This is a genomic window from Actinomadura violacea (assembly GCF_017573465.1).
GTDB classification, from domain to species: Bacteria; Actinomycetota; Actinomycetes; order Streptosporangiales; family Streptosporangiaceae; genus Spirillospora; species Spirillospora violacea.
On the sequence record NZ_JAGEPF010000020.1, the window covers coordinates 40308 to 66005 of the forward strand.

Here is a 25698-nt window from a genome sequence, read left to right on the forward strand (position 1 = left end):
CGATTTGCGGGACGCGAAGGAGGTCCCGTGCGCGCCCTGCTCGTCCAGCATGACCACGTCTCGCCCGCCGGTCCGATTACCGACCGGCTCGCCGCGCGCGGCCACGACGTCACGGAGTTGACGGTGGTGCCCGCCGAGCGGCACCTGACGCCGGACGTGCGCCCCGGGTTCCCCGACCCGCTCGACTGGGACCTGATCGTTCCGATGGGCGCGCCGTGGTCGGTGAACGATCCGGGTGTCGCGTCGTGGGTCGTCCCTGAGCTGGCGATGCTCGCCAAGGCGCACGCCGTCGGCGTCCCGCTGCTGGGGATCTGCTTCGGCGGGCAGGCCCTCGCCGCAGCCCTCGGCGGCCGTGTCGAGCGCGCGCCACGTCCCGAGATGGGCTGGGTGGACGTGCGCACCGACGACCCGTCGCTCGTCGGGCCGGGCCCGTGGTTCCAGTTCCACTACGACCGCTGGATCCTGCCGCCGGGCGCCGTGGAGATCGCCCGCAGCGAGGTCTGCTCGCAGGCGTTCGTGCTCGGCCGCTCGATGGGCCTGCAGTTCCATCCCGAGATCACCGTCGAGGAGTTCGGCCTCTGGCTGGAGTACGGCGGCGACGCCCAGATGCGCGCCGAGGGCGCCGACCCGGACGCGATCATGGCCGAGCTGCGCCGCACCGAGGCCGCGTCGATCGCCCGCACCACCGCCCTCGTCGACGCCTTCCTCGACCGGGTGGCCGCCGGCTGACCTCAGCTCCCGCGCGGGCTCGGGCGGGGGAAGCGCCGTACAGGCGCGCGGCCCCGGGTGCCGCGCCGGCGCGGGACCGCCGAGGCGAGGAGCACGGCGAGCGCGGCCACGGCGGCGAGCGCCGCGAGGGTCCATGCGGCGAGCCTGTGGGCCTTGCAGTTGCGTGCGGAGACGGCGTTCGCGACGGCCGTGCGGCCGGGCTCGGTGTTGTCCGGCATGTCGATCGCTTTCCTGTTCTGAGGGTGCCCCCTGACGCCCTCTTTGGCCACAGCATGTCATGTCGCGACCACGCTGCGCATCGGGGCGAACTCTTACACCGCCCCAGCGTGCGGAGGGTCACACGTCCGGGCGGGGGCGGCCGGCCGGGCGGTCACGCGCGGGTGGCGGACGCCTGGACCAGGGCCGTGAACAGGGCCTGCTGCGACGGGTCGGACGCGGCGGTGTCCTCGGGGTGCCACTGGACGGCGAGGAACCAGCCGCGCGGCGCGGCGAGCTCGGCGGCCTCCACGGTGCCGTCGGCGGCGCGGGCGGTCGGGACGAGGGCGGTGGCGAGCGTCGCCACCGACTGGTGGTGGTAGCAGGACGCGGCGGCCCGGTCGGTCTCCAGCACCTTGGCGAGGAGCGTGCCGGGCGCGACGTCGACCGGGTGGACCTTGTGCCGGTGGTCGGGGTCCATGTGCTGGTCGAGGGTGCCGCCGAGGACGGCGTTCACCACCTGGAAACCGCGGCAGACCGCCAGGGTGGGCAGGCCGGTGGCGAGGGCGTGCGCGGCGACGGCCAGGTCGAACTCGTCTTGCGCGTCGTCCACGTCGTAGAGGGTCTCGTGCTCGGTGGCGTCGCCGTAGTGGCGCGGGTGCAGGTCGCCGCCGCCGGGCAGCAGCAGGCCGTCGCAGCGGTCCAGGCGGGACGGGTCGAACGGCGCGGCGGGGTGCATGACGAACGGTTCGCCGCCCGCCCGGTACACGGCCTCGACGAGCGCTCGGGCGGCCACCTCGGCCTTGTAGCGCAGCGCTGACGCGCTCGTGGAGAAGCGTGCGGGCAGTGCGATGAGAGGGCGGTGCGTCACAGTTCGATCCAGGTCGTCTTGAGATCGGTGTACTTGTCGAGGGCGTGCAGGGACTTGTCGCGGCCGTGCCCGGACTGCTTCACGCCGCCGAACGGGACGCTCATGTCACCCTCCTCGTAGCAGTTGACCCAGACCGTTCCGGCGCGCAGCGCGCGGGAGGCGCGGTGGGCGGTGGACAGGTCGGACGTCCAGACGGCGGCGGCGAGGCCGTAGTCGGTGCCGTTGGCGAGCGTGATCGCCTCGTCGAGGTCGTCGAACTCCAGGACGGCGAGGACGGGCCCGAAGACCTCCTCGCGGGCGATCGGCATGTCCGGGGTGACCTGGTCGAACACGGTGGGGGAGAGGTACGGGCCGTCGGCGGTGCCGGTGTCCGGCCCACCGGTGCGCAGGCGGGCACCCGAGGCGCGGGCGGCGTCGATGTGGGCGAGGACGCGCGCGTGGTGCGCGGCGGAGACCAGCGGGCCCATCTCGGTGGCGGGGTCGAGCGGGTCGCCGACGCGCAGCGACTCGGCGCGCGCGACGACGCGGTCCACGACCCGGGACGCCACGGAGCGGTGCACGAGCAGCCGGGACGGCGCGGTGCACATCTCACCGGCGTTGAAGAAGATCCCCCATGCGGCGGTGTCGGCGGCGGCGTCCAGGTCGGGGGCGTCGGGCAGGATGATGTTCGGCGACTTGCCGCCGAGTTCGAGCCAGACGCGCTTGAGGTTGGACGCGGCGGCGTAGCGCAGGAAGTGGCGGCCGACCTCGGTGGAGCCGGTGAAGGCGAGGACGTCCACGCCGGGGTGCTCGCCGAGGGCGCGCCCGGCGACCTCGCCCGGCCCGTTGACGACGTTGAACGCGCCTGGCGGCAGCCCCGCCTCGGCCGCGAGCGCGGCGAGGTGCAGCGCCGACAGCGGCGACTCCTCGGCGGGCTTCAGCACCACCGTGCAGCCGGCGGCGAGCGCCGGGGCGATCTTCCACGCCGCCATCGTCAGCGGGAAGTTCCACGGGACGACGGCCGCGACGACCCCGGCGGGCTCGCGGGTCACCAGCGCCAACGAGCCCTGCGCGGTGCGGGGCGCCTCGTCCGGCTGCTTGTCGGCGGCCTCGGCGTACCAGCGCAGGCAGCCGATGACGGCGCGCAGTTCGATCCCGTGCGCTTCGCCGACCGGCTTGCCCATCTCCAGGCTGACGAGCAGCGCGAGCGTCTCGCGGTCGCGTTCGACGAGGTCGGCCCAGCGCAGCAGCGCGGCCTTGCGTTCGGCGGGCGCGAGGCGGGGCCAGGGGCCGGTGTCGAAGGCGCGGCGGGCGGCGGCGACGGCGGCGTCGACCTCGGCGCTCCCGGCGGACGCGACGCGCGCGATGACCGCGCCGTCGCGCGGGGAGACGACCGGGGCGGTGGCGCCGCCGTCCCGGAACGCGCCGTCGATGTGGTGGCCGGTGTGCGGGTCGAGCCGGGCGGCCCGGTCGAGCCACTCCCGGTACGGGACGTCGGTCACGGGTGCCCTCCTGCGTGCACGGTCCTGAGAGAATCGTTTGGGACCGAACATTAACCCGGGCGGGTTGACCTCCGCCATCCCGGCTTCCTAGATTATTTGGGACCAAACAAACTGGAGGTGCAGCGATGGCAACAGTCGCCGGCGTCGCCGTCGAGCCCGGCCACTGGATCGGCGGCGAGCGGGTCGGCGCGGCCGACGCGTTCGAGGACGTCTCGCCGATCGGCGAGCGGCCGCTCGCCGACATCGCCCGGGGCGGGCCGGACGCGGCGGACGCGGCGGTGGCCGCCGCGCGCGCCGCGTTCCCCGCCTGGTCCCGCACGTCGCGGGAGGAGCGGGCGCGGCTGCTGCACGCGATCGCCGACGGCGTCGACAAGCGCGTCGAGGAGCTCGCGCAGGTCGAGACCGCCGACAACGGCGCGCTGATCCGCTCGCACCGGCGCGGCGTGATGCCGCGCGTCGCGCACAACTTCCGGTTCTTCGCCGATTGGTTGCTGAAGCTCGGCCACGAGGACTTCGACACCCGCGGCCACGCCAACCACGTCAGCTGGGACCCGGCCGGCGTCTGCGCGCTCATCACGCCGTGGAACGCGCCGCTGATGCTGGCGACGTGGAAGATCGCGCCCGCGCTCGCCGCCGGGAACACCGTCGTGCTCAAGCCCGCCGAATGGACGCCGCTGACCGCGTCCCTGCTCGCCGGCATCACCGCCGAGGCCGGGCTGCCGGACGGGGTGTTCAACGTCGTCCAGGGCTACGGCGCCGAGGTCGGCGGCCCCCTCACCGCGCACCCGGACGTCAAGCGGATCAGCTTCACCGGCTCGGTGCCGACCGCGAAGGCGATCGCGGCGGCCGCCGCGCCGAACCTGACGCCGCTGTCGCTGGAGCTGGGCGGCAAGTCGCCGCTGCTGGTGTTCGCCGACGCCGACCTCGACCTCGCCGCCGACCTCGCCGTCGAGCAGTACGACAACGCAGGGCAGGTCTGCCTCGCCGCGACGCGGCTGCTCGTCGAGTCGTCGGTCGCGGGCGAGTTCACCGAGCGGTTCCTGGCGAAGGCCGCCGCGCTCAAGCAGGGCGACCCGCGCGACGAGGCGACGGACATCGGCCCGCAGATCCACCGCCGCCACCTCGAACGCGTTGATGGCTTCGTGCGCCGCGCCAAGGACGCGGGCGCGCGCGCTGTCCTCGGCGGTGGCCCCAACGAGGAGCTGGGTGGGCTGTACTACCGTCCGACGCTGCTCACCGGGGCTCCTGATGGTGCTGAGATCCTCTCAGAGGAGGTCTTCGGGCCCGTGCTGACGCTCCAGACGTTCGACACCGAGCAGGAGGCCGTCGCCATGGCCAACGGCACCCGGTTCGGGCTCGCCGCCACCCTCGCCACGGGCGACCCAGAGCGCGCGCGGCGCGTCACCTCGCAACTCGTCGCCGGGACCGTCTGGGTCAACTGCTTCTTCGTCCGCGACCTGCGCGCGCCGTTCGGAGGAGCCCGGGAATCCGGCATGGGACGCGAAGGCGGAGACTGGAGCTTCGACTTCTACTGCGACGTGAAGAACACGGTGACGGCCCCATGGGCGAGGTAGCCGGCGCGGGACTCCTCGCGCACGTCCCCACGATCGTCCTGCCCGAGGTCACCCGCCGCGAACTGAACAACGGCGAGGACACCACGCTCGTCTCCGGGCTGCGGCGGCTGCGCGCGGACGTCTTCGAACGCGACGACTACGACACCGTCGTCGTCCTCGACTCGCACTGGGCGACCACCGTCGAGTTCGTCACGACCGCGCAGGAGCGCCGCGCCGGGCTGTACACGTCCGAGGAACTGCCGCGCGGCATGTGCCGCATGCCGTACGACTTCCCCGGCGACCCGGAGCTGGCGCGGGCCGTCGCCCGGTACGCCGACAAGCACGGCACGTACATCACCCCGATCGACGACCCCTACCTGCCGATCTTCTACGCGACCGTCAACCTGTGGACGCACCTCGGCGTGCGCGACGACCCCTACCTCGGCCTGCCCGGCAAGCGGTGGATGTCGATCGGGGTATGCCAGACCGCCGACACCGAGGACTTCCTGCGGCTCGGCCGCGCCCTCGGCGACGCCATCGCCGGGCTCGACCGGCGCGTGCTGCTCATCGCGTCCGGCGCGCTGTCGCACACGTTCTGGCCGCTGCGCGCCATCCGCGACCACGAGGCGGCCGGACCCGAGCACATCTTCACCCCCGAGGCGCGCGCCGCCGACGAGCAGCGCATCGCCTGGCTGCGGGACGGCGACCACGCCCGCGTCCTCGACACCATGCCGGAGTTCCTCGCCTTCCGGCCCGAGGCGCGCTTCGGCCACTACCTGATGATGATCGGCGCTCTGGGGGAGCACGCGTGCCGCGCCCCCGGACGCCTCTACAGCCGGTACGAGAACTCCGTCGGAACGGGCCAGGTGCACATCTGGTTCGACCGGCCCGAGAACGGATGGACCTCCTGATGCCCGACGCCGCTCGTTCGCAGGACGCCCCGCTGGACGCCCCGCTGGACGCATTGCAGGACGCGTTGCAGGACGCGTCGCAGGACGCGTCGCGGACCCGGGAGTACCGGCGGATCCTGCTGGACGGCGCCGCCACGCAGGTCGTGCGGGACGGCGACGAGCTGGTCAGCGCGGACGGGCGCCGGGTGCGCGCCGCCGACGCCGTCCACCTGCCGCCCTGCGAGCCGTCCAAGGTGATCGCGGTGCACCTCAACCACCGCAGCCGCGTCCAGGAGTTCCAGACCAGGCTGCCGCCCGCGCCGACCTACTTCCACAAGCCGGTCTCGGCGCTGAACGCGCACGGCGGCGCGGTCGTCCGCCCGGAGCGCTGCAAGTACCTCAACTACGAGGGCGAGATCGCCATCGTCATCGGCCGGACGGCCCGCAACATCGCGCCCGGGGACGCCGGCGGGTACATCGCGGGATACACCGTCGCCAACGACTACGGGCTGCACGACTTCCGCGACACCGACGCCGGGTCGATGCTGCGCGTGAAGGGCTCCGACACGCTGTGCCCGCTCGGGCCCGGGCTCGTCACCGGCTGGGACTTCCGCGGCAAGTACCTGCGCACGTACGTGAACGGCGCGCTCGTGCAGGACGGCAGTACCGACGAGATGGAATGGGACATGCACTACCTCGTCGCCGACATCGCCCGCACGATCACCCTGTACCCGGGGGACGTGCTGCTGTCCGGCACGCCGGCGAACTCGCGTCCCGTCGGGCCCGGCGACGTCGTGGAAGTCGAAGCGGAAGGGCTCGGACGGCTCCGCAACCACATCGTCGCAGGTCCGGTGCCCATCCGGGACGACTGCGGCGCGCAGCCGACCGAGTCGGAGGAGGTCATCTCCACCGCGTTCGGCGGCGACTGGGAGTTCCGGGGGATTCGCGGGCCGCGCCGGTGACCCCTCGGCCCGGGTGCGGTCCGGGCCCGGGTCCGGGCCTGCGCCGCGCGCGCAGGCCCGGACGTCTCTCTAGGAGAGCAGTGCGTCGGTGCGCTTGACGACCTCGCGGCAGAACGCGCCGACGCCGTCGGGATCGTCGGTGAACTGCGACGGCTTGATGCAGAACGTCGTGAACCCCTGCGCGACCTGCTCCGGGATGCGCTCCAGGGCCGGCTCCAGCGGCGAGACGGAGGCGTCGTCGGGGAACACCGGGCGGCAGCCGCCGATCATCTCCAGGTCCGCCGCGTCCCGTCCTTCCGCGGCCATCGCGGCCTGAAGGCGCTCCAGCTCGTCCGGCGTGGGACGGCCCAGCGGATGGAAGCCGTGCCCGTAGCGGACTAGCCGGGTTAGGAGCCGGTCGTGCAGGTGCTGCCCGCCGAACCACATGCGCGGGCCGTCCGGACGATAGGCGCGGGGCTCGAAGTAGACGTCCTCGAACGCGAAGTGCGTCCCGTGGTAGGAGACGGGCGAGCCGCGCCACAGCAGGTCCCAGATCTCCAGCTGCTCGTCCAGGATCGCGCCGCGGCGTGTGAACGGGACGCCGAGCGCCGCGTACTCGTCGCGGCTCCAGCTCACCGTCGGCTGGACGACCAGGCGCCCTTCCGACAGCAGGTCGAGCGTGCCGATGTCGCGGGCGAGGGCGAGCGGGTGCTTCAGCGGCGCGAGGACCGCCGCGGCCGCGAGCCGGATCCGGGTGGTGGCCGACGCGATCGCGCCGAGCAGCATCAGCGAGCCGGGCCACGGGGTGAACGGGTCCTGGTTGCCGGGCAGCGCGTACTCGCGCGGGTTGCCCATCACGCCGTCCGCGCCCGCGTCGGGGCCGAGCACGACGTGCTCGCTGACCATCACCGCGTCGAACCCCGCGTCCTCCGCCTCGCGCGCCCAGCGGACGAGCACGGGCAGGTCGCGTCCGGTGGTGAGGGTCCAGTTCTCGCTGAGCACGAGCACGAAGCGGGGAGTCATGGGCGCATCGTAAGGGCCCAAACGATCGACGGCAAGGGGTGCCGCGGCGGTGGTGCGGACGGCGGGTTCGAGGCAGGCGTGGGTGCGGTGGGCCGGGTGGCGGGGACGGCGTTTGTGTGGGTCGGGTGTGGGTGTGGGTGTGGGTGTGGCGGGTCGTCAGGTGCGGGTGGCGGGTCGGGTGTGGCGGCGGGTCGGGTGGTGGGGGTGGCGGGTCGGGTGTGGCGGCGGGTCGGGTGGTGTGGCGGTGGGTGTCGTCAGGTGCGGGGGCGGCGGCCTGAGCGGCGGGGCGGGAACGGCGACTCGGCTCGCAGTGCCTCACGGCGCGCGTCGCCCTCCTCCTCCAGGTGCTCGACCACCGAGCGCAGCGTGTCTGCGAGGTTGCGGTTCTCGTCCGCGTTGAGTCGCTCCACCACGAACGCCTCCTCGGCGTTGAACGCCGGGAACAGCCCGCGCATCAGCTCCTGGCCCTTGTCGGTCAGCCGCAGCAGGACGAGGCGCCCGTCCGTCGCGTGCGAGCCGCGCTCGATCAGCCCGCGCCCCTCCAGCGTCTTGACCACCCCGGTGAGCGTGCCCTTGGAGATCCCCGCCTCCTCGGCGACGTGCCGGGTCTCCATCTCGTCCCAGATCCACACGACCCACAGCACGACGAACGCCGTCCACGTCAGGTCCGCGCCGCGCAGCACCGAGCTCTCGAAGTGCTGCCGGATCGCGGCGGCGGCGCGGTAGATGTTCGAGACCGCCATCATCGCGTCGTGGCGCAGCGGGACGTCGCCGAGCCGCCGCTGGATCGCCTGCTCGGTCTCTTGCAGTGTGTGATGGCCGGTCACGCGCGTCCTCCCCGGGTGCGGCCCGGCGCCTGCGCGCGGGCCGACTGCGAATCTACCCTTGCCGACGCTCGTTTGAGGCCGTACGATCCGCGTCGAGGAAAATCGTGCGGGCCCAAACGATCTGTGCCCGCAGGCCCGCCCCGGCACTGGAGCCGCACATGGCGATCCCCGAAGTCGTGTCCCCCTCGTCCTCCGGAACCGGACGCCGCCGCATCGGCGTCCCCGAGACCGTGTTCTTCGTCGTCGCCGCGTCCGCCCCGCTGACCGTGGCCGCCGGTGGGCTGCCGACCTCCTTCGCGGTCACCGGCGTCGTCGGCATCCCGCTGCTGTACGTCGTCCTCGCGGTGCTCCTCGCCGTCTTCACCGGCGGATACGCCGCGATGAGCCGCTCCATCACCAACGCCGGCGCCTTCTACGCCTACATCACCCACGGGCTCGGGCGCGTCGCCGGCGTCGGCGCCGCGTTCGTCGCACTCATCTCCTACAACACCATGCAGATCGGCCTCTACGGGCTGTTCGGGTTCACCACCGCCGACCTCCTGAAGTCCAAGACCGGCCTCGACCTGCCCTGGTGGACCGTCGCGCTGCTCGGCGCCGCCGTCGTCGCCGTCCTCGGGTTCCGGCGCGTCGACCTCAACGCCCGCGTCCTCGGCGTGCTGCTCGCCGTCGAGTTCCTCACCGTCTTGGTCTTCGACGTCGCCCAGCTCGCGGACGCCCCGTCGGGCGTGTCGCTCGCCCCGCTCGGCCTGCACGCCGCGGGCGAGGGCGCGGTCGGCGCCGCCTTCTGCTTCGCCATGGCGAGCTTCATGGGGTTCGAGGCCGCCGCACTCTACAGCGAGGAATGCCGCGACCCGCGCCGGACCGTCAGCCGCGCCACCTACATCGCCGTCGCCGTCATCGGCGTCTTCTACGCCTTCACGGCCTGGGCGATGACCGTCGGCACCGGCACGTCCCAGATCGTCGGGCGAGCCCGGAAGGACGGCCCCGGCCTCGTCTTCGCCCTCTCCGACGAGCACGTCGGGAAGCTCTTCGCCGACCTCGCGCAGATCTTCCTCGTCACCAGTCTGTTCGCGGCGCTGCTGTCCTTCCACAACGCCGTGGCCAGGTACTTCTTCTCCCTCGGCCGCGAAGGCGTGCTGCCGGCGCCGCTGAGCCGGACCCACGCCAGGCACGGCTCGCCGTACGTCGGCTCCCTGACCCAGACCGTGCTCGCCGTCGTCGTCGTCACGGTCTTCGCCTCCACCGGCAAGGACCCCGTCCTCACGCTCTTCAACTGGTTCACCAATCTGGGTGCGCTCGGTGTCATCCTGCTGCTGGCCCTGACCTCGGCCGCCGTGGTGGCCTACTTCGCCCGCGACCACCGCGATGAGAATGCCTGGAACCGTCTTATCGCGCCCGCCGTGGCGTGCGCCGGGCTCGGTGCCGTGTTCGTTGCGAGCCTGCTCAACTTCGACGCGCTCCTCGGCGCCGAGAAGGGCTCCGCGCTCACTTGGGCGCTCCCGGGCCTGCTTTTCGGTGCCGCCGCTCTGGGAGTGGCCTTCGCCGTCTACCTCCGCCTGGCCCGCCCCGACTCCTACGCCCGCATCGGAGCCCCGACCTGAGGGGTCCGTGCGCGGAATAGTGGAATCCGTGCGTGCGGAATGGTCGTGGCGCGGGCGGTTAAGGGGGCGACAGCAAGAGGGGTGTTCGGGGCTTGGGGCGAGATGGGTTCGGGGGGTGGGTGAGAGGGGTTCTCGTGCGATGGTGTTAACGGCGAGATGGTGTTCGGGTGGTGGGGTGGCGCTGGCGTACGGGGCCGCCCCTCCAAAGTCAAGGGCGCCTTCGGCGTCGCTGCGCGATGGACTTCGTCCACCCTTGACTTTGGAGCCTCTGCGGCCCCTGAGGCAGCGTTAGGGGCAGGCTCCGCCTGCCCCGCCCCGGGTCGCGCCACCCCACCACCCCCCTCCGTAAGGAACGAAGGGACGGACGAGACGAAGGGGCGAATACAGGCAAATTCCCGGCCGAGTCAGTCCGAAAATCAAACCCACGAAATGGTGGCTCACCGATTCGATTGTCGGTCACGGATGGTATTCTTTACGTATGCAATCAGTGACGGTCGAGTTGGGGGCCGCGTCCACCATGGAACTGGTGAACGCGCTCTCAACCATCGCCACTGAACTCGCCACCCGAGAAGCCCCGGAATCGGCAGCCGCGTCCCTGGAATTGGCTGAGACGCTGGCAGCCGCCACCGATCTGCAGGAAAGCGCGCTCGCGACTCTCATCGGCCGGGTGGACGCCGCGGGAGAGCAGCAGCGGTGGGGATATCCCTCCACTCGCGCATGGCTGCGTTCCAAGCTGGGCATGCGAGAGAGCCGCGCCAAGGAGCGCCTGACGCTCGCGCGGCAGCGGCATCGCCTCCCGCAGGTGGCCAAGCGGCTGGCGGCCGGAGACCTGTCCTACGGGTACGCCACCACGATTGCCGACTCGGTCGCGCGCCTGGATGACACCGACTGCTCGCAGGCCGAGGCCACACTGTTGGAGATGGCCGATCAGGGCTTCTCGGCTGGGAAGGTCGCCTCGTTCGGGCAGCGGATCCGCGACGTCATCGCCGAACGCGACGGCACTGAGGACGCACCGGACGAGGACACCAAGCGCGGCTACGACAAGTCGTGGATCACCACCACCCGCTCCCTGGACGGCGGCCGGTACATCAAAGGCTGGCTGAACCCCGAAGACGCCGCGATCTGGGACGGCACCCTCGCCCCACTCACCAAGCCAGCCGGGCCCGACGACCGCCGGGACGTGAGTGAGCGCACCGCCGCCGCCCTGTCCAGCGTCCTGTCCGGCGGGCACAAGGCCACCAAGGTCACCGTGATCTGCGACCTGGAGACGCTGACCGGCGGGAACGCCCCTGCCCGCCTCACCGACGGGACACCGATCCCCGCCGCCCAAGCCCGCCGGATCGCTCTCGCCGCCGGAGTGTCACCCCTCCTGCTCGGACGCGGCAACACCCCGCTCTACCTCGGCTACCGGGAACGATTCGCCAGCGCAGCCCAACGCCAAGTCCTCGAAACCCTCTACCCCACCTGCGCGGTACGCGAATGCGAGACGCCGGGCACGCTGTGCGAAGTGGATCATGTCGGCGGATGGGCACTCGGCAAGTCACCCACCGACATCGATCAACTCGCCCTCACCTGCGGATGGCACAACCGGTTCAAACACACCAGCCCCGACCAGATCCACATCACCAAAGACCCAGACGGGCGATACGTCTACCGATTGCTGCCACCGCCCGACGCCCGGCGGGGAAGTCGTGCCGGGCCGCCTGGCGCTGCCATCGACTGGGCTGCGTAACCAAACTCTCCGAAGGCGCCCGAGGGGTACGGGACCGTCACGCGGGAAACGGCTGCGCTGATGTTCGACTCGCCGTTTCCGGTCGAGGGGCGGCTGGCCGAGTTGGCGCTCGAGGTGGGGGTCAGGCTAGGACGCGGCCGCCGTTCCAGGTGACGCCGACCTGGCGGTAGTAGGCGGCGATGGGCTCCTCGACCGTGAGGAGTGACAGTTCCTCGGTCGGGGAGTCGAACAGGCGGAGGTCGGCGTCGCCCGTCCAGGCCGGGCCGGCCTCGAAGGCGGCGCCGCCGGACTCGATCAGCTCGTCCAGGGCCGGGGGGCGGCCGGGTTCGATGGACGGCAGGTGGCGGTGGTGGGCCATCGGGTGGCCGTTGACGAAGCCGTTGGTCTCGGACGGTTCGCGGAGGGTCACGATGGCCTCGGCGAGGCGGCGGTCCGCGGCGGCGAGGGTGGCGCCGAACCGGTGGCCGGCGGCGATGCGGGGGGCGCCGCGGCCGTAGGGGTGCGGGCGGGTCTGGTGGATCGAGCCGAGCTTCTTCGGGTAGCCCTGGTGCAGGCCGCGGGCGATGGCGAAGTCCTTGTTGACCCAGATGTAGACGCAGCGGGAGTAAGTGCGTCCGGCGAAGGTGCAGCGGACGACGACGAAGCACTCCTTGTACTGGGCGCGGACGGGGTCGAGGAGTTCCTCGGCGGAATCGGAGCAGGACTGCCAGTCGGCCCAGATGATCGCGACGGCGCCGGGGTCGTCGGGGGCGGGGGCCAGGGGGGCGGGGAGCAGTTCGGCGACCCGGGCGGGGTCGGTGCGGTACTCGACGGTGAGCAGGTCGCCCGAGTAGTGCCAGGGCGGGCTCGGGATCAGCGACGAGCGGCCCGTCGCGGACTTCGGGTGCAGGAAACCACGCACTGGTGCCACCGGGACCTCCGTTTCGTTTGGGCCCATACGATAGGCGTGCCGCGTGCGTTTGTCACTCGTTGGACTCTTGTCAGGGCTTGCGGGCCGCCATATGGTTTGAGCCCAAACGAGCTGAGGGGAGCGACGAGTGAGCCGACAGGAGCCCGCCGCCGAGCCGGTGCGGGACGTCGTGCGGCGGCTGACCGCCGGCGGCGTCGACGTCGTCCGCGTCCAGTACCCCGACCTGATCGGCGTCGACCGGTCCCGGGACGTGCTGGTCGAGCGGCTGCCCGCGGTCGCCGCGCACGGCCTGTCGTTCTGCCGCGCGATCTACCACACCAGCCCGCAGGGCGACGTGGTGGACGTTGCGGGCGGGCTCGACGCGGGGCTCCCCGACATCTGCGTGCGCCCCGACCTGTCCACGCTGGCGGTCCTGCCGTGGGAGCCGGGCGTCGCGTCGTGCCTCGCCGACGCCTACGAGCCCGGTGGCGGACTGTGCCCTGAGGGTCCGCGTGACGTGCTGCGCCGTGTCGTCGCGCGGATGGGCGAGGTCGGCCTCGATCCGGTCGCGGGGCCTGAGTTGGAGTACTACCTCTGCGAGCCCGACGACTCCTCGCCTTCCGGATGGCGCCGGTACGGGGATGCGCCTGGCAATGTGTACTCGTCCGGTCTCAAGGGCGATCCTGGCAACCACCTGCTGCGGACCCTCCGGCATCTGCGCGACCTCGGGCTCGGCGTGACGATGGGCAATCACGAGTTCGGCGGCGGCCAGTTCGAGATCAACCTCGACCATTCGGGCGCGCTGGACGCGGCCGACCGGGCGTTCCGCTTCAAGTCGGCCGTCCAGGAGATCGCCCGGACGCAGGGGCTGCTCGCCACGTTCATGGCCAAGCCGTTCAACGACGAGGGCGGCTCCGGCTTCCACGTCCACCTGTCCTGCCTGGACGGGGACGGCCGGAACGCGTTCGAGGGCGACGGGGAGCACGGCCTGTCGGAGACCGCGCACCAGGCGGTCGCCGGGGTGCTGGAGCACGCGCCGGCGCTCGCCGCGCTGCTCAACCCGACGGTCAACTCCTACAAGCGGTTCGGGCCGGACACGCTCGCGCCGTGGCTGGTCGACTGGGGGCTGGACAACCGCAGCGCGATGGTGCGGATCCCGCCGGAGCGGGGCGCCGGGTCCCGGCTGGAGGTGCGGCTGGGGGACGCCTCCGCCAACCCCTACCTCGGCATCGCGGGCCTGCTCGCGGCCGTCTACCTGGGCGTTCGTGAGAAGTCGGCCGTCCCGCCTCCGTTGGAGGGCTACGGCTACGACGCCACGAAGGCGCCCGTCCTGCCAGGCGGGCTCCCGGCGGCGCTGGACGCGCTCGAAGCGGACGAGGCGCTCACCGAGGTGCTCGGCGCCGGGTTCGTGTCGGCGTTCCTGGCCTACAAGCGGGACGAGGTCGCGCGGTTCCGGCGGCACGTGACCGACTGGGAGTTCCGCGAGTACGCCTACCACCTTTGAGGAGACGTGTTGACCACCGTGGACCTCGCCGACCCGGGCAACTTCCTCGACGACGCGACGCCCTGGCGGATGTTCGACGAGCTGCGCCGCACCGCGCCCGTCCATTGGAACCCCGAGTCCGACGGCGGGAGCGGCTTCTGGTCGCTGACCCGGCACGCCGATGTCGTCGCCGCCGACCGCGACCAGGAGCGGTTCACCTCCGAGAGGTTCGTGAACCTGGAGGAGGTGGACGAGCGGCAGGCCGCGATCCGGCGCTCGCTGCTGGAGACGGACGGCCCGCGGCACGCGGCGCTCCGCCGCGTCCTGCAGCGCGCGTTCACCCCGCGCGCGGTCGCCGGTTACGCGACGTTCCTGCGCGGCCTCACGGCGCGGACGCTCGACCGGGCGCTCGCGCGGGGCACGTTCGACTTCGTCGCGGAGATCGCCGCCGACTTCCCGATCAACGTGCTGGCGCGGATGCTGGACGTCCCGGACGGCGACACGGGCCGGCTCATCGACTGGGGCAACCGGATCATCGCCAACACCGACCCGGACTACGCGGACGTCCTGCTGCACAGCGAGGAGAGCGAGCGCTACCGCGACCTGCCGTTCCGCAGCCCGGCGTCGCTGGAGGTGTTCGAGTACGGGCGGGAGCTGGCGGCGAAGCGGCGCGGCGGAGAGGGCACGGACCTGGTCAGCCGGCTGGTCAACCAGACGCCGATCGACGGGGTGCCGCTGTCGGACCGCGACTTCGACAACTACTTCCTGCTGCTGGTCGTCGCGGGCAACGAGACGACCCGGCATGCGATCACGCACGCGATGCGCGCGCTGATCGAGCACCCGGAGCAGGCGGAGCGGCTGCGCGACGAGCCGGAGCTGATGCCGGTCGCGGTGGAGGAGTTCCTGCGCTGGGCGTCGCCCGTCTACCACTTCCGGCGCACCGCGACCTGCGACACCGAGATCGGCGGCACCGCGATCCGTGCGGGCGACAAGGTCGTGCTGTGGTTCGCGTCGGCGAACCGCGACGAGGAGGTGTTCGCCGACCCGTACCGGTTCGACGTGACGCGCGCGCCGAACGACCACATCGCGTTCGGGAAGGGCGCGCACTTCTGCCTGGGCAGCGCGCTGGCCCGGCTGGAGATGCGGATCATGTTCGAGGAGCTGCTGCCGCGGCTGGCGGACGTGCGGCTCGCGGGCGGGATCCGGCGGGTGCGGTCCAACTTCGTCAACGGGATCAAGGAGATGCCGGTGACGGTCGCGCTGGCTTGATCGTTTTCCGCACGGTATGTCCGGGGACGCTGCCATACTGCCCGCCATGTCCCCGCAGCTCCCGGCAGATCCCGCGCAGTCGACGCTCTACCTGGACTGGATCGACGAGGCCGACCCCGATGCCGCGCCCGACGCGGAGAAGCTGTTCGCCGCCGTCCGTGCTGGCCTCTCGCGCGCGTACGAGCGGCCCGGACGGTTCCTCGACGACATGAAGCGGGAGGCGCGCCGCCTTCCCGCCGCGCACCTGCCCTGGTTCTGGGACACGGTCGGGCACCGGCTGAGCGGGTTCGCGCCGAGGCACGCGGCGACCGCGTACGCCGACGCCCGCGACGCCGAGGCCCGGCACGCGCTGCCGGTCGACGACCGGTACCGGGTGGACAACGCCCTGCTGTTCGCCCGCGCCGGGGCCATCGGCGCCGCGCGGATCCGCGAGCACCAGGAGTGGCTCGCCGCGACCTACCCGGCCGACGGCGCGCACCGCGAGTTCGCCCAGTTCGTGGCGGCGTGGGGGAGGGGCCGCGCCGCGCCGCCCGCCGACCTGCACACACGCGTCCGCCGGTCGGCGAAGGCGGCGGGGCTCGGGCTCGGCGAGGACGCGGAGATCCTCGCGCAGGCCCTCGCCGACGCGCGCGGCACCGCCGTCCCCGACGGCCTGCTCGACGGCGCCGCGAAGGTGTTCGCCGAGGCGCCGCCGCCCGCCGGGCTGCGCGCCGCGCTGGCGGAGATCTTCCCGACCGGCGCCGTCGACGGGTCCGCGTGGCTGCGGATGCTCGACGCCGCCGGGGTCGTGGAGGCGATGGCGGACGGCGCCGTGCGCCCGTCCGGCGGGCTCGCCGGCTGGCTCGGCGCGTTCGCCGCGCACTACTCCTACGTCCGCGTCGCCTACGGCGGGATCATGCCGCAGCCCATGCCGGACGAGCTGTACGCCGTCCTGCCGCGCCTCGCCGCCCGGCTGCGCGAGGAGGCCGTCCCGGTGCGGCTGCACGAGTCCCGCTACCGGGGCGCGTCGCTGTTCGACGCCGACCTCGTCGACGCGTGCCTCGCCGCCGGTATCGCCGTCGAGGACCCGGGCGAGCGCCTGCGGCTGCAGTTCTGGGGCCAGGGGTCGCGCCGCGACCTGACGTCCCTCGCCGCCGACCCGGTGCTCGGGCCCCGGCTGGAGGGCACCGTCCACGCGGGACTGCGGGCGGGGACGGCGATCTCCCGGCTGCCCGAGGCGCCGGGCGTGGAGAAGGCCGTCCACACCCGGATCAGCGGGCTGATCGACCGGCTCGCCGGCGGCGGCGTCGCGGCGGCCGAACACGCCGCGGCCGCGCTGGAGGGCCTGCTCGACCCGCCCACGGTCGCCGCGCTGGACGGTCTCGGCGACGCCCTCGCGGCGCTCGACCTGGCCGTCCCGCTCGCCCGCACGCTGCGCGCCGGGATCCCCGCCGAACTCGGCTGGCCCGCCCTCGACGACGCGCTCGCCGACCTCGGCGAGGACGCCGCCGGCGTCACGTCCACCTGGCCCGTCCTGACCGTCTACGGGCGGAGCCGCGCCATCGCGATCGACCACGCGGGACGCCGCGGCGAGTGCGCGTTCGCCCTTCCGGAGGGGACGGTCGCGCACTCCGTCCACTACGCCGGGGGCGACTTCCTGGTCGGCTGGTCGAAGAAGACCTCTTCGAGCCCCGCCTCGCACGCGTTCTGGGCGAGCGCCCCCGGCGAGGTCTTCGAGCCCGAGCGCAACTTCGGGATGCGGGCCTGGCGCGGCCCGCACGACGGCGTGCTCGGCTTCCAGTTCGAGGCCCGCGGCGGCCGCAACGACGGCGAACTCGTCCTGCGGCCCGGCGGCCGCGAGGGCATCGGCTACCACGAGCGGCAGTTCGGCGACGGCGCCCGGATCTGGAGCGCGCCGACCTACGCGCGCTCGCTCGACGAGTGGACGGTCCTCGACACCGCGACCGGCGAGCAGCGGACCCCCGACGCGCTCCCCGGCTTCCTCGCCGCCGACCCGCCGGGCGACGACGCGTCCTGGGACCTCGACCACTGCAGCCTCGTCCGGCTCCCGGACGGCGCGGACGCCTCGCCGCTCGGCCACTCCGGCGGCCTCGCCGGCTTCCGCGTCGCCGAGCACGGCAAGGACCGGGGCCGCCCGCCGTCCGGCTGGACGATCGAGGGCACCGACGGGCGCACCGCCCGGCTCCGGTACGTCAAGGACGGCGGCGACCCGTGGGGCGTCCTCCGCATGCCCGGCGGCCCGGACCTGGTCATGGCCTCGGTCCGCTACAGCGCGTTCCGCGAGATGCGCTGCCACGACGCGTCCGACGGCACGCTGCTGTGGGAGGGGCGCCCGTTCCCCGGCGGCGAGGCCGAGCCGCGCCGGGACCCGCGGCACCGGCCGCTGCTCCCGCCGCCCGCCTTCTGGCACTTCCTCGCCCCGCGCGACACCGCCTCGTCCGAGGCGCTGCGCCGCACCGGCGAGGCCGCCGCCCGCGCCCTGCTGGCCGCCGCGCCGGAGCCGGACTCGGTCCGGGACGTGCTGGCCCGCGAGCTGCCGCAGGTCACCGACCCGGCGATCGCCGCCGGGGTCGTCGACACCGTGCTGCGGGCCGCGGCCGTGCTGCGCCGCCGCCGCGCGACGTCCCGGCACGTCGAGATCGTCCGGTCCGGCGCGACGGTGCGCCCGCCCGCCGAGACGCCCGACACCGACCTCGACGACGCGCTGCTCGGGCTGCTTCCGCCGCCGCCCCGGATCAACGGGGAGGAGCGGTCGCCGCGGCCCGCCACCGTCACCGCGATCGCCGCCGACGGCCGCTACCTCGACGGCGCGATCGACGACACCACCCGGCTCGTCAGCCCGCCCGCCCGGCCCCTGGACTGGGCGCCGCTGCTCGGCGCGATCGACGCCGCCGCGTGGCGGCTCGTCGCGCCGTCGACGAGCGACGCGGACCGCGCCTCGCTCGCCGCGCTGCTGCGCACCTGGGCGGACCAGCCGTTCGCGCGTCCCGGCACGTGGCGGCGTGGCTACGCGACCGGCGCCGCCCTCGCGGGACTGGAGTCGACCGTCGTCGTCGGGGTCGTCCCGTCCGCCGACGGGCCGATCGACCCCGAGCGGGCCTACCGGTTCGTGCAGCGCGCCGGCGCCCCGGAGCCGGCCGGCGCGAAGAAGACCGAGACGGTCACCGTCGCCCGCGACGACGCCGCCCGCCTCCGCCGCCTCCTCGACCGGTACGAGCGGAACGGGCCGCTCGCCCCGGACAAGGACGCGGTCGAGGCGTTCGTCCGGGGCACCGGCGTCCGCCGCGCCATCGCCGCCCTCGTCCTGGACGGCCTGCCCCGCCGCGCCTACGAGGGCGGCGACCGCACCACACGGTTCGAGGCGCACAAGAAGATGCTGCGCACCAAGCCGTACTCGGCGACGAAGGAGGTCGCGCAGGAGGCCGAGGACCTCTCGCACCGGCTCGGCGTCCCCGGCCGCCGGCAGGTGGTGGCCGCCGGGATGCCCGACGACCCCGCCGAGCTGTGGGCGGACGGAGGCCAGGCGGCCGCCGCCGCGCGCATGGCGGACGCGTGGTCGCGGCTCCTCGGCCGCCGCGCCGCCGTGGACGAGGCGCTGGTCGCCGACCTGGAACGCGACCTCGGCCTGCCGGACACCTGGGCCGCCGCGCTCGCCGACCCCGCCGCGTCCCCGATCGCCGCCGCCGACCTGACCTGCGTCGTCGCCGAGCAGGAACCGTACGGTATCGGCGTCCACACCGTCGCGCCCGACGGCACGGTGAACACGCGGCGCATGCACCACGACCCGTACGTCCCGCTGGCGTCCGTGCTGGTGTGGGCGCTGACCGAACGCCCCGTCGGCGACCCGGCCGTCGCCGGCGTCGGCGATCTGGTCGCGCGGTTGAAGGCCCGGCTCGCCGCGCCCGGTCTGCTGCTCCCGCTCGGCTCCTGCTCGCTCGGCGACCCGGGGCTGCGGCGCGACCTGTTCGGGCCGGACGTCCACCCCGTCCGCCTGGCCACCCGCGAGGGCGTGTCCGCCGAGCCGCACCCGGACGAGCTCGCCTACGACGACGGCCTGCTGATCGTCGACGGCCGGCAGCGGCTCGCGCGCGTCGTCCTGCGCCCGTCCGCGCTCGCCGGCCCGGCCGCCCGCGCGCGCCTCGACCGGCTCTGCGCCGACCACGGCCTGGACGACCTGCGCCGCCTCGTCGACGCCGCCATGTCGCGCTCCGCCGCCGTCGACCGCATGGTCGCCCGCGCCGCCGCGACGCCCGTCCCGCCCGGCGGCTACGAGGCGAACCCGCTGCTGAGCGTCCCCGGCCTGGTCGCCGACGCGGCCGCCGAGACCGGCACGAGCGAGGACGCGGCCGTCCTCTACCTGCAGCTGCTCACCCTCGCCCGTCCGACCGACCGCAACGTCCGCAGGTGGAACGGCTGGACGGCCGCCCGGCACAAGGCCGCGCAGGCCGAGCTCGTGGACCGCGCGCTCGTCCAGCAGGACAAGCGCGCCCGCGCCGGCCGTACCGCGTTCGTCCCCGGCGAATGGGCCGTGCTCAAGGCGCCGGAACTTCCGATCGAGAGCGCGAAGCTCGCCGCGCACCTGGCGACGGTGGTCCGTGACAAGAGCGTCCGGGGCCCGTTCGTCCGCCTCCTGCCGCCGCGCCCCCTGCACGAGATGTTCGAGGCCGCCTGGGCCGCCCGCCGCCCCCGCTGAACCGCGCCGGACGCGGCGGTTCCGGCGGTCAAAGGCCGCTGCGGGGGAAGCCGGCCACCTCCCGCTCGAACATCTCCGCCGCGGCGAGCAGGTCGGCCTCGCGGCCGTGCCGGGCGACGAGCTGGAGCCCGGCCGGCAGCCCGTCGGCCGTGACGCCGGCGGGGACGTTCACGGCCGGATGCCCGGTGCCGCTGAACGGCATCGTCCGCAGGACGTAGCCGAGGCCGCCGCCCTCGAAGTCCGGTTCACGCTCGGGTGCGGTGAACCCGATCGTGGGCGCCGCCAGCAGGTCCACCTCGCGCAGCGCCGCGTCCACCACGCCGGTGAAGCGGCGCCGCTCGTCCATGGCGTGCAGGTAGGCCGTGGCGGTGACGTCGCGTCCGGCGGCGAGGTTCGCGCGGGTCCCCGCCGCGTAGTCGGCGGCGCGTGCGGGGTACCAGGCGCGGTGCTCGTGCGCGGCCTCCGCCAGCATGGTCGTCGCGACCTGCCCCGTGAACTCCTCGATGCCCGGCAGCCGCACCTCCCGGCACCGGGCGCCCGCGCGCGCCAGCACGTCCAGCGCGTGGTCGAACACCTTCCGCACCTGCGGGGTCAGCGGCTCGCCGAGCAGGTCGGCCACCACGCCGATGCTGCGCACCGGCGCGGGCGGCGCGGGCTGCGGCCCGGCGAGCACCTCGTGCACCAGCCGGGCGTCGGCCGGGGTCCGCGCGAGGACGCCGACGGTGTCCAGGGACGGCGCGAGCGGCAGCACGCCCGCCATGTCGATGGCCCCGTGGGTCGGACGCAGCCCGACCAGGCCGCAGAACGCCGCCGGCAGGCGCACCGATCCGCCGGTGTCGGTGCCGATGGAGGCGTGGCCGATCCCGGCCGCGACCGACCCGGAGCTGGAGCCCCCGGCCGTCCGGCCCACGTCCCACGGGTTGTTCGCCTGGCCGTGGTCCGCATGGACGAAGCCGTAGGCGAACTCCAGCAGGTTCGCCGTGCCGAACACGACGGCGCCCGCCGACCGCAGCGCGGCGTGGACGGCGGAGCCGCGGTCCGGACGGTGGTCGCGCAGGATCCGCGATCCGGCGGTCATCCGCACGCCCGGGATCGCGATCAGGTCCTTGACCGAGACCGGGATCCCGGCCAGCGGCGCCGCGGGGACGCCCCGCAGGAAGTCCCGCTCCGCGCGTTCCGCCTGGCGGCGGGCCGGCCCGTCCAGGACGGTGACGAACGCGTTGAGCTCCGGCTCGAGCCGGTCCAGCCGGGCGAGCACGGCGTCCAGCACTTCGACGGGCGATACCTCGTGCCGCGCGTACAGGTCGCGGAGCTCCGCGATCGGCGCGAACAGCAGCTCTTCCAAGACGCCTCCTCCTCGGTGTCCATGCTGGGCCCGCGACGGTTCGCCAGAGACCGAACTGTGTTCGGCCGGAGGGGCTACCGGAGAGTACGGTGTCCGGAACGTCCGAGTGGTTGGAGGGTCGATGCCGCAGCTCGCCGAAATGGTCCCGCCGTCGGTCGCGGGCGCCGTGCTCCGCGCGGTGTTCGCGCTCCCCGGTCCGGTGCGGCGGCTGATCGCCGGACGGCCGGTGGTGCGCGACGGGCAGCGGCTCGCGCTGGACGCGCAGCTGCTCCTGCAGATGACGCGGCTGGAGGGCGCGAGCCTCACCAGGCCGACGGTGGCCGCGGCGCGGCAGGGCCTCGCCCGCGGGCAGCAGTGCATCGACCGGCGGCCGGCGCGCCCCGTGCGGACGCGGGACGTGACCGCCGCGGACGCGGTCCCGGCCCGGCTGTACGAGCCGAAGGGGCTGGCGGAGGGGTCGCCGCTGCTGGTGTTCTTCCACGGCGGCGGCTGGGTGATCGGCGACATCGACACCCACGACTCGGTGTGCCGGTACCTCGCGGTGAACGCCGGGGTGCGGGTGCTGTCGGTGGGCTACCGGCTCGCGCCCGAGCACCGGTTCCCGGCGGCGGCGGACGACGCGCTCGCCGCGTACGCGTGGGCGGTGGAGAACGCGGCGGCGCTCGGCGCCGACCCGGCCGCGATCGCGGTCGGCGGCGACAGCGCGGGCGGGAACCTCGCGGCGGTCGTCGGCGCGTTCGCCGACCGCAGACCCGACTTCGCGCTGCTGATCTACCCGGCGACGGACATGTCGGTGCGGCGCCGGTCCCGGGAGCTGTTCGCCGACGGCTTCTACCTGACCGACGCGGACATGGTGTGGTTCAGCGACCACTACTGCCCGGACGAGGAGCGGCGCACCGACCCGAAGGCGTCGCCGCTGCTCGCGAAGGACCTGAGCGGGTTCCCCGCCACCTACCTCGTGACCGCCGGGCTCGACCCGCTGCGCGACGAGGGCGAGGCGTTCGGCGAGCGGCTCCGGGAGGCCGGGGTGCGGGTCGCGGTGCGCCGGCAGGAGGACCTGATCCACGGGTTCGCGAACATGTGGGGGCTCGGCGGCCGGTTCCAGGAGGCCCTCGCTGAGGCCGCCGGCGCGCTGCGCGCCGGCCTGCTCTAGCCGCGCGAACGGGCCCGCCCCGGTGACGAGGCGGGCCCGCGCGGGCGGTGGTCAGAGGGGCAGGCCCGTGAAGATCATGACCTTCTCCTCGGTGTAGTCGGCCATCGCCGACCGCAGGCCCTCGCGCCCGACGCCGGAGTCCTTCACGCCGCCGTACGGCATCTGGTCGGCGCGGTAGGACGGCACGTCGCCGATGACGACGCCGCCGACGTCCAGCTCCCGGTGGGCGCGGAACGCGATGTCCAGGTTCCGCGTGAACACGCCCGCCTGCAGGCCGAACTTCGAGTCGTTGACCAGCGCGAACGCCTCGTCCACCCCGTCGACGGGCTGGACCAGCATGACCGGCCCGAAGACCTCCTCGCGCGACACCTTCGCGTCCGCGGGGACGTTGGCGAGGACGGTCGGCGCGTACGTCGCGCCCTCGCGGGTGCCGCCCGCCAGGACCTTCGCGCCCGCCGCGACGGCCTCGTCCACCCACGCCTCGACGCGCTCGGCGGCGTCCTGGCTGACGAGCGGGCCGACCTGCGTCTTGTCGTCCCACGGGTCGCCGGTGATGAGGGAGCCGACCTGCTCGACGAGCTTCGGCACGAACTCCTCGTACACCGACCGGTCGACGTAGACCCGCTGGACGGCGATGCAGCTCTGCCCGGCCTGGTAGTTGGAGAACAGCCCGATCCGCTTGGCGGCCCAGTCGAGGTCGGCGTCCGGCAGCACGACCGCCGCGCCGTTGCCGCCGAGCTCCAGCGTGACGTGCTTGCGCGGCACCTGGTCGTTGATCGCCCAGCCGACCGGCACCGATCCGGTGAACGACACGATCGGCAGCCGCGGGTCGTCGACCAGCGCGGACGCGCGGTCGTTCGGCACCGGCAGGACGGAGAACATCCCGGCGGGCAGGTCGGTCTCGGCGAGCAGCTCGCCGAGCAGCAGCGCCGACAGCGGCGTCGCGGGCGCCGGCTTCAGCACGATCGGGGTGCCCGCCGCGATCGCCGGGGCGATCTTGTGGGCGGCGAGGTTCAGCGGGAAGTTGAACGGCGAGATGCCGAGCACCGGGCCCTTCGGCACGCGGGTGATGTAGGCCATCCGGCCCTCGGCGGCAGGGTCGGTGTCGAGCCGCTGCGTCGTCGCGCTGAACCGGCGGGCCTCCTCGGCGGCGAACCGGAACGTGGAGATCGCGCGGGTCACCTCGCCGCGCGCCCACAGCAGCGGCTTGCCGTTCTCGCCGGTGATCAGCCGGGCGACCTCCTCGGCGCGCTCGGCGAGCCGCGCGGACACGTGCGCGAGGGCCTCCGCGCGCACGTGCAGGGGCAGCGCCGCCGCCGTCGCGCGGACCGCGTCGGCCGCCGCGACCGCCTCTTCCACCTGCGCGGGCGTCGGCACGGCGGCGGTCCCGACCACCCGGCCGTCGTAGGGGTGCGTCACGGTCAGCTCACCGTCGCCGGTCTCCGGGCGCCCGGCCAGCCAGAAAGGGGTCACGTTCATGACCTCACGCTATCTCCGGGGGGCCGGATGGCGAGTCTCCAGGACGGCCAATCGGGCCGCCGTCGTTGGACGTCACGGCCAGTGCGATCCACAGTTCGGCGCGGGCGGCCGGGTCGTCGAGGTCGCGGCCCAGCAGCTCGGCGGCCTTGCGCATCCGCGACCGCAGCGTGTGCCGGTGCACGCCGAGCGCCCGCGCGGCGGCCTCGCCCTGCCCGTTGGCGGCGACGTAGGCGCGGACCGTGCCGACCAGGTCGTCGGCGCGCAGCGGGGCGAGCAGCGCGTCGGCGAACGCCCGCGCGGCGTCGGGCTCCAGCAGCCCGAGGACGCCCTGCCCGGGAAGGTCCGCGTGGTGCAGGACGGGCCGTCCGGTGCGGCGGGCCGTCGCGAGTGCGTCCTCCGCCTGGCGCAGCGCATCGGCGAGGGCCCCGGCGCCCGCCCCGGCGTCGCCGGGGTCGCTGACACCGATCGGGCCGGTGCCCGTGAGCAGGGCCGTCACCGCTCCGGTCAGCTCGTCGGGGACGATCACGGCGGTGCCGCCGGCGAGCGGCGCCGCCAGGCAGCGCTCCCCGGCCGGGTCGGATTCCAGCGCGTCCAGGACGGCGCCGCCGCCCCCGCAGGCCAGCACGCGGACCGGTCCGCCCGGCACCGCCGGGCCGGCGGCCGGGAGGCCCGCGAGCAGCGCCGCCAGCGCCGCCCGCGCGTCCCGCCCGGTGCGGGGCGTCTCCGACTGGAGCGTCAGCAGCGCGACGGCCGCGCCGACGATGGTGTGCGCGACGTGCGGGAGCGGCGCGTCCGTCCCGACGGCGAGGAATCCGCGCGGCCGCCCGCCGAGCCCGATCCGCTGCAGGACGACGTGGTCGTCGGGCATGGCGAGCGCCATGCTCGCGGGCGAGGCCCCGGAGGCCGGGTCGCGGCGCAGCCGTGCCAGCTCGGGGGCGAGGGCGGCGGCGCGGCCGCGGGCGCCGGCGGGCTCGGCGTGCCGGACGGCGCCGGACGCGTCCAGCAGCAGCGCCCACCCGCCGAGCAGCCGCGCGAGCCGCCGCACGAGCGCGCCCGGCCCGGTGAGCGCGGCGCGGGTCAGCTCCCGCTGCGCCTGGAACGCCCGGGTGACGTCCTCGTACCACTCGGCGGCCAGCATCCGCGACACCGCCTTGCCGATCGCGATGAACGGCGTCGGGCGCGGCACCTCCAGCAGCGCGAGGCCCCGGTCGCGGGCGGCGGCGAGCAGCTCGGGCGGGACGTCCGGGTGGATGACGCCGACCGCGAAGCCGAGCCCGGCGACGCCGCGCCCGACCAGCCGGTCGACGTAGCGGGCGGCGCCGCCGGGCGTCAGCCGCATGCCGGTGGTGAGGACGAGCTCGCCGCCTTCGAGGAACGGGGTCGGGTCCTCCAGCTCGCTGACCGCGACCCACACCACCGGGCCGTCCGGGAGCGGGCCGGTGAGCGGGCGCAGGCCGAGCTGCGGCAGGGCCGCCACGGCGGCCAGCGTCGGCGGCACGCGCACTCCTTCATGTCCAAACCTTTGGACGGATTTCGCCGTCCCG

The 25698-nt window shown here is 74.2% G+C and carries 19 protein-coding genes; 10 read left to right on the forward strand and 9 right to left on the reverse strand.

The features are described 5' to 3' along the window. The first annotated feature begins 27 nt into the window (after window positions 1-27). A complete protein-coding gene (locus tag J4709_RS31090; protein WP_208245918.1) occupies window positions 28-729 on the forward strand; it encodes a type 1 glutamine amidotransferase in 702 nt (233 codons plus the stop codon). A gap of 2 nt (window positions 730-731) precedes the next feature. On the opposite strand, the gene J4709_RS31095 is transcribed toward J4709_RS31090, so the two are convergent. The 3 genes from J4709_RS31095 to J4709_RS31105 form a co-directional block, all read right to left on the reverse strand. Next, complete coding sequence (locus tag J4709_RS31095) at window positions 732-947, reverse strand: hypothetical protein (RefSeq protein WP_208245921.1); 216 nt, start codon at window positions 945-947, stop codon at window positions 732-734. A 152-nt stretch (window positions 948-1099) separates the two neighbouring features. Then, complete coding sequence (locus J4709_RS31100) at window positions 1100-1795, reverse strand: gamma-glutamyl-gamma-aminobutyrate hydrolase family protein (RefSeq protein WP_208245924.1); 696 nt, start codon at window positions 1793-1795, stop codon at window positions 1100-1102. Beyond that, window positions 1792-3276, reverse strand: coding sequence for an aldehyde dehydrogenase family protein (locus tag J4709_RS31105; RefSeq protein WP_307801683.1), 1485 nt, complete (start codon window positions 3274-3276; stop codon window positions 1792-1794). The genes J4709_RS31100 and J4709_RS31105 overlap by 4 nt, the downstream gene beginning before the upstream one ends. 125 nt (window positions 3277-3401) lie before the next feature. Between J4709_RS31105 and J4709_RS31110 the strand changes: the two genes are divergently transcribed. Genes J4709_RS31110 through J4709_RS31120 form a run of 3 tightly spaced genes read left to right on the forward strand, consistent with a single transcriptional unit; the run spans window position 3402 to window position 6681 of the window. Continuing rightward, window positions 3402-4850: an aldehyde dehydrogenase gene (locus J4709_RS31110; protein WP_208245928.1), complete on the forward strand. Its 1449-nt coding sequence runs from the start codon at window positions 3402-3404 to the stop codon at window positions 4848-4850. Continuing rightward, window positions 4838-5740, forward strand: a complete 903-nt coding sequence (locus J4709_RS31115) for a DODA-type extradiol aromatic ring-opening family dioxygenase (RefSeq protein ID WP_208245930.1) — start codon at window positions 4838-4840, stop codon at window positions 5738-5740. The genes J4709_RS31110 and J4709_RS31115 overlap by 13 nt, the downstream gene beginning before the upstream one ends. Next, a complete protein-coding gene (locus J4709_RS31120) occupies window positions 5740-6681 on the forward strand; it encodes a fumarylacetoacetate hydrolase family protein (RefSeq protein WP_208245939.1) in 942 nt (313 codons plus the stop codon). Before J4709_RS31115 ends, J4709_RS31120 begins: the two co-directional genes overlap by 1 nt. A gap of 69 nt (window positions 6682-6750) precedes the next feature. Here J4709_RS31120 and J4709_RS31125 read toward each other — a convergent pair whose 3' ends face one another. Further along, window positions 6751-7683: a TIGR03619 family F420-dependent LLM class oxidoreductase gene (locus tag J4709_RS31125; RefSeq protein ID WP_208245941.1), complete on the reverse strand. Its 933-nt coding sequence runs from the start codon at window positions 7681-7683 to the stop codon at window positions 6751-6753. Between the two features lie 254 nt (window positions 7684-7937). After that, complete coding sequence (locus J4709_RS31130; protein WP_208245943.1) at window positions 7938-8510, reverse strand: MarR family winged helix-turn-helix transcriptional regulator; 573 nt, start codon at window positions 8508-8510, stop codon at window positions 7938-7940. 158 nt (window positions 8511-8668) lie between these two features. On the opposite strand from J4709_RS31130, the gene J4709_RS31135 reads away from it, so the two are divergent. Both J4709_RS31135 and J4709_RS31140 read left to right on the forward strand, forming a co-directional pair. Next, on the forward strand, window positions 8669-10111 hold the full coding sequence (locus tag J4709_RS31135) for an APC family permease (protein ID WP_208245945.1): 1443 nt from the start codon (window positions 8669-8671) through the stop codon (window positions 10109-10111). A gap of 478 nt (window positions 10112-10589) precedes the next feature. Beyond that, window positions 10590-11843, forward strand: coding sequence for an HNH endonuclease signature motif containing protein (locus J4709_RS31140; RefSeq protein ID WP_208245947.1), 1254 nt, complete (start codon window positions 10590-10592; stop codon window positions 11841-11843). Window positions 11844-11964: 121 nt separating this feature from the next. On the opposite strand, the gene J4709_RS31145 is transcribed toward J4709_RS31140, so the two are convergent. Next, complete coding sequence (locus J4709_RS31145; protein ID WP_307801684.1) at window positions 11965-12753, reverse strand: acetoacetate decarboxylase family protein; 789 nt, start codon at window positions 12751-12753, stop codon at window positions 11965-11967. A 127-nt stretch (window positions 12754-12880) separates the two neighbouring features. On the opposite strand from J4709_RS31145, the gene J4709_RS31150 reads away from it, so the two are divergent. The 3 genes from J4709_RS31150 to J4709_RS31160 are packed head-to-tail and all read left to right on the forward strand — an operon-like array spanning window position 12881 to window position 20177. After that, window positions 12881-14236, forward strand: coding sequence for a glutamine synthetase family protein (locus tag J4709_RS31150; RefSeq protein ID WP_208245951.1), 1356 nt, complete (start codon window positions 12881-12883; stop codon window positions 14234-14236). A 6-nt stretch (window positions 14237-14242) separates the two neighbouring features. Continuing rightward, window positions 14243-15484 (forward strand): cytochrome P450, encoded by a 1242-nt coding sequence (locus J4709_RS31155; protein ID WP_372442169.1) that lies wholly within the window; start codon window positions 14243-14245, stop codon window positions 15482-15484. Window positions 15485-15530: 46 nt separating this feature from the next. Next, entirely contained in the window at window positions 15531-20177 is a 4647-nt protein-coding gene (locus tag J4709_RS31160; RefSeq protein WP_208245953.1) for a hypothetical protein, read from the forward strand. Between the two features lie 28 nt (window positions 20178-20205). Here J4709_RS31160 and J4709_RS31165 read toward each other — a convergent pair whose 3' ends face one another. After that, window positions 20206-21522, reverse strand: coding sequence for an amidase (locus tag J4709_RS31165; RefSeq protein ID WP_208245954.1), 1317 nt, complete (start codon window positions 21520-21522; stop codon window positions 20206-20208). A 121-nt stretch (window positions 21523-21643) separates the two neighbouring features. Between J4709_RS31165 and J4709_RS31170 the strand changes: the two genes are divergently transcribed. After that, the gene (locus J4709_RS31170) at window positions 21644-22675 is read left to right on the forward strand and encodes an alpha/beta hydrolase (RefSeq protein ID WP_232384299.1); all 1032 of its coding nucleotides are present in this window, start codon (window positions 21644-21646) and stop codon (window positions 22673-22675) included. Window positions 22676-22726: 51 nt separating this feature from the next. Here the strand turns inward: J4709_RS31170 and J4709_RS31175 are convergent, their stop codons facing one another. Further along, on the reverse strand, window positions 22727-24154 hold the full coding sequence (locus J4709_RS31175) for an aldehyde dehydrogenase family protein (RefSeq protein WP_208245956.1): 1428 nt from the start codon (window positions 24152-24154) through the stop codon (window positions 22727-22729). A 4-nt stretch (window positions 24155-24158) separates the two neighbouring features. Further along, window positions 24159-25652, reverse strand: a complete 1494-nt coding sequence (locus J4709_RS31180) for a PucR family transcriptional regulator (protein ID WP_208245958.1) — start codon at window positions 25650-25652, stop codon at window positions 24159-24161. Between the last annotated feature and the right edge of the window lie 46 nt (window positions 25653-25698).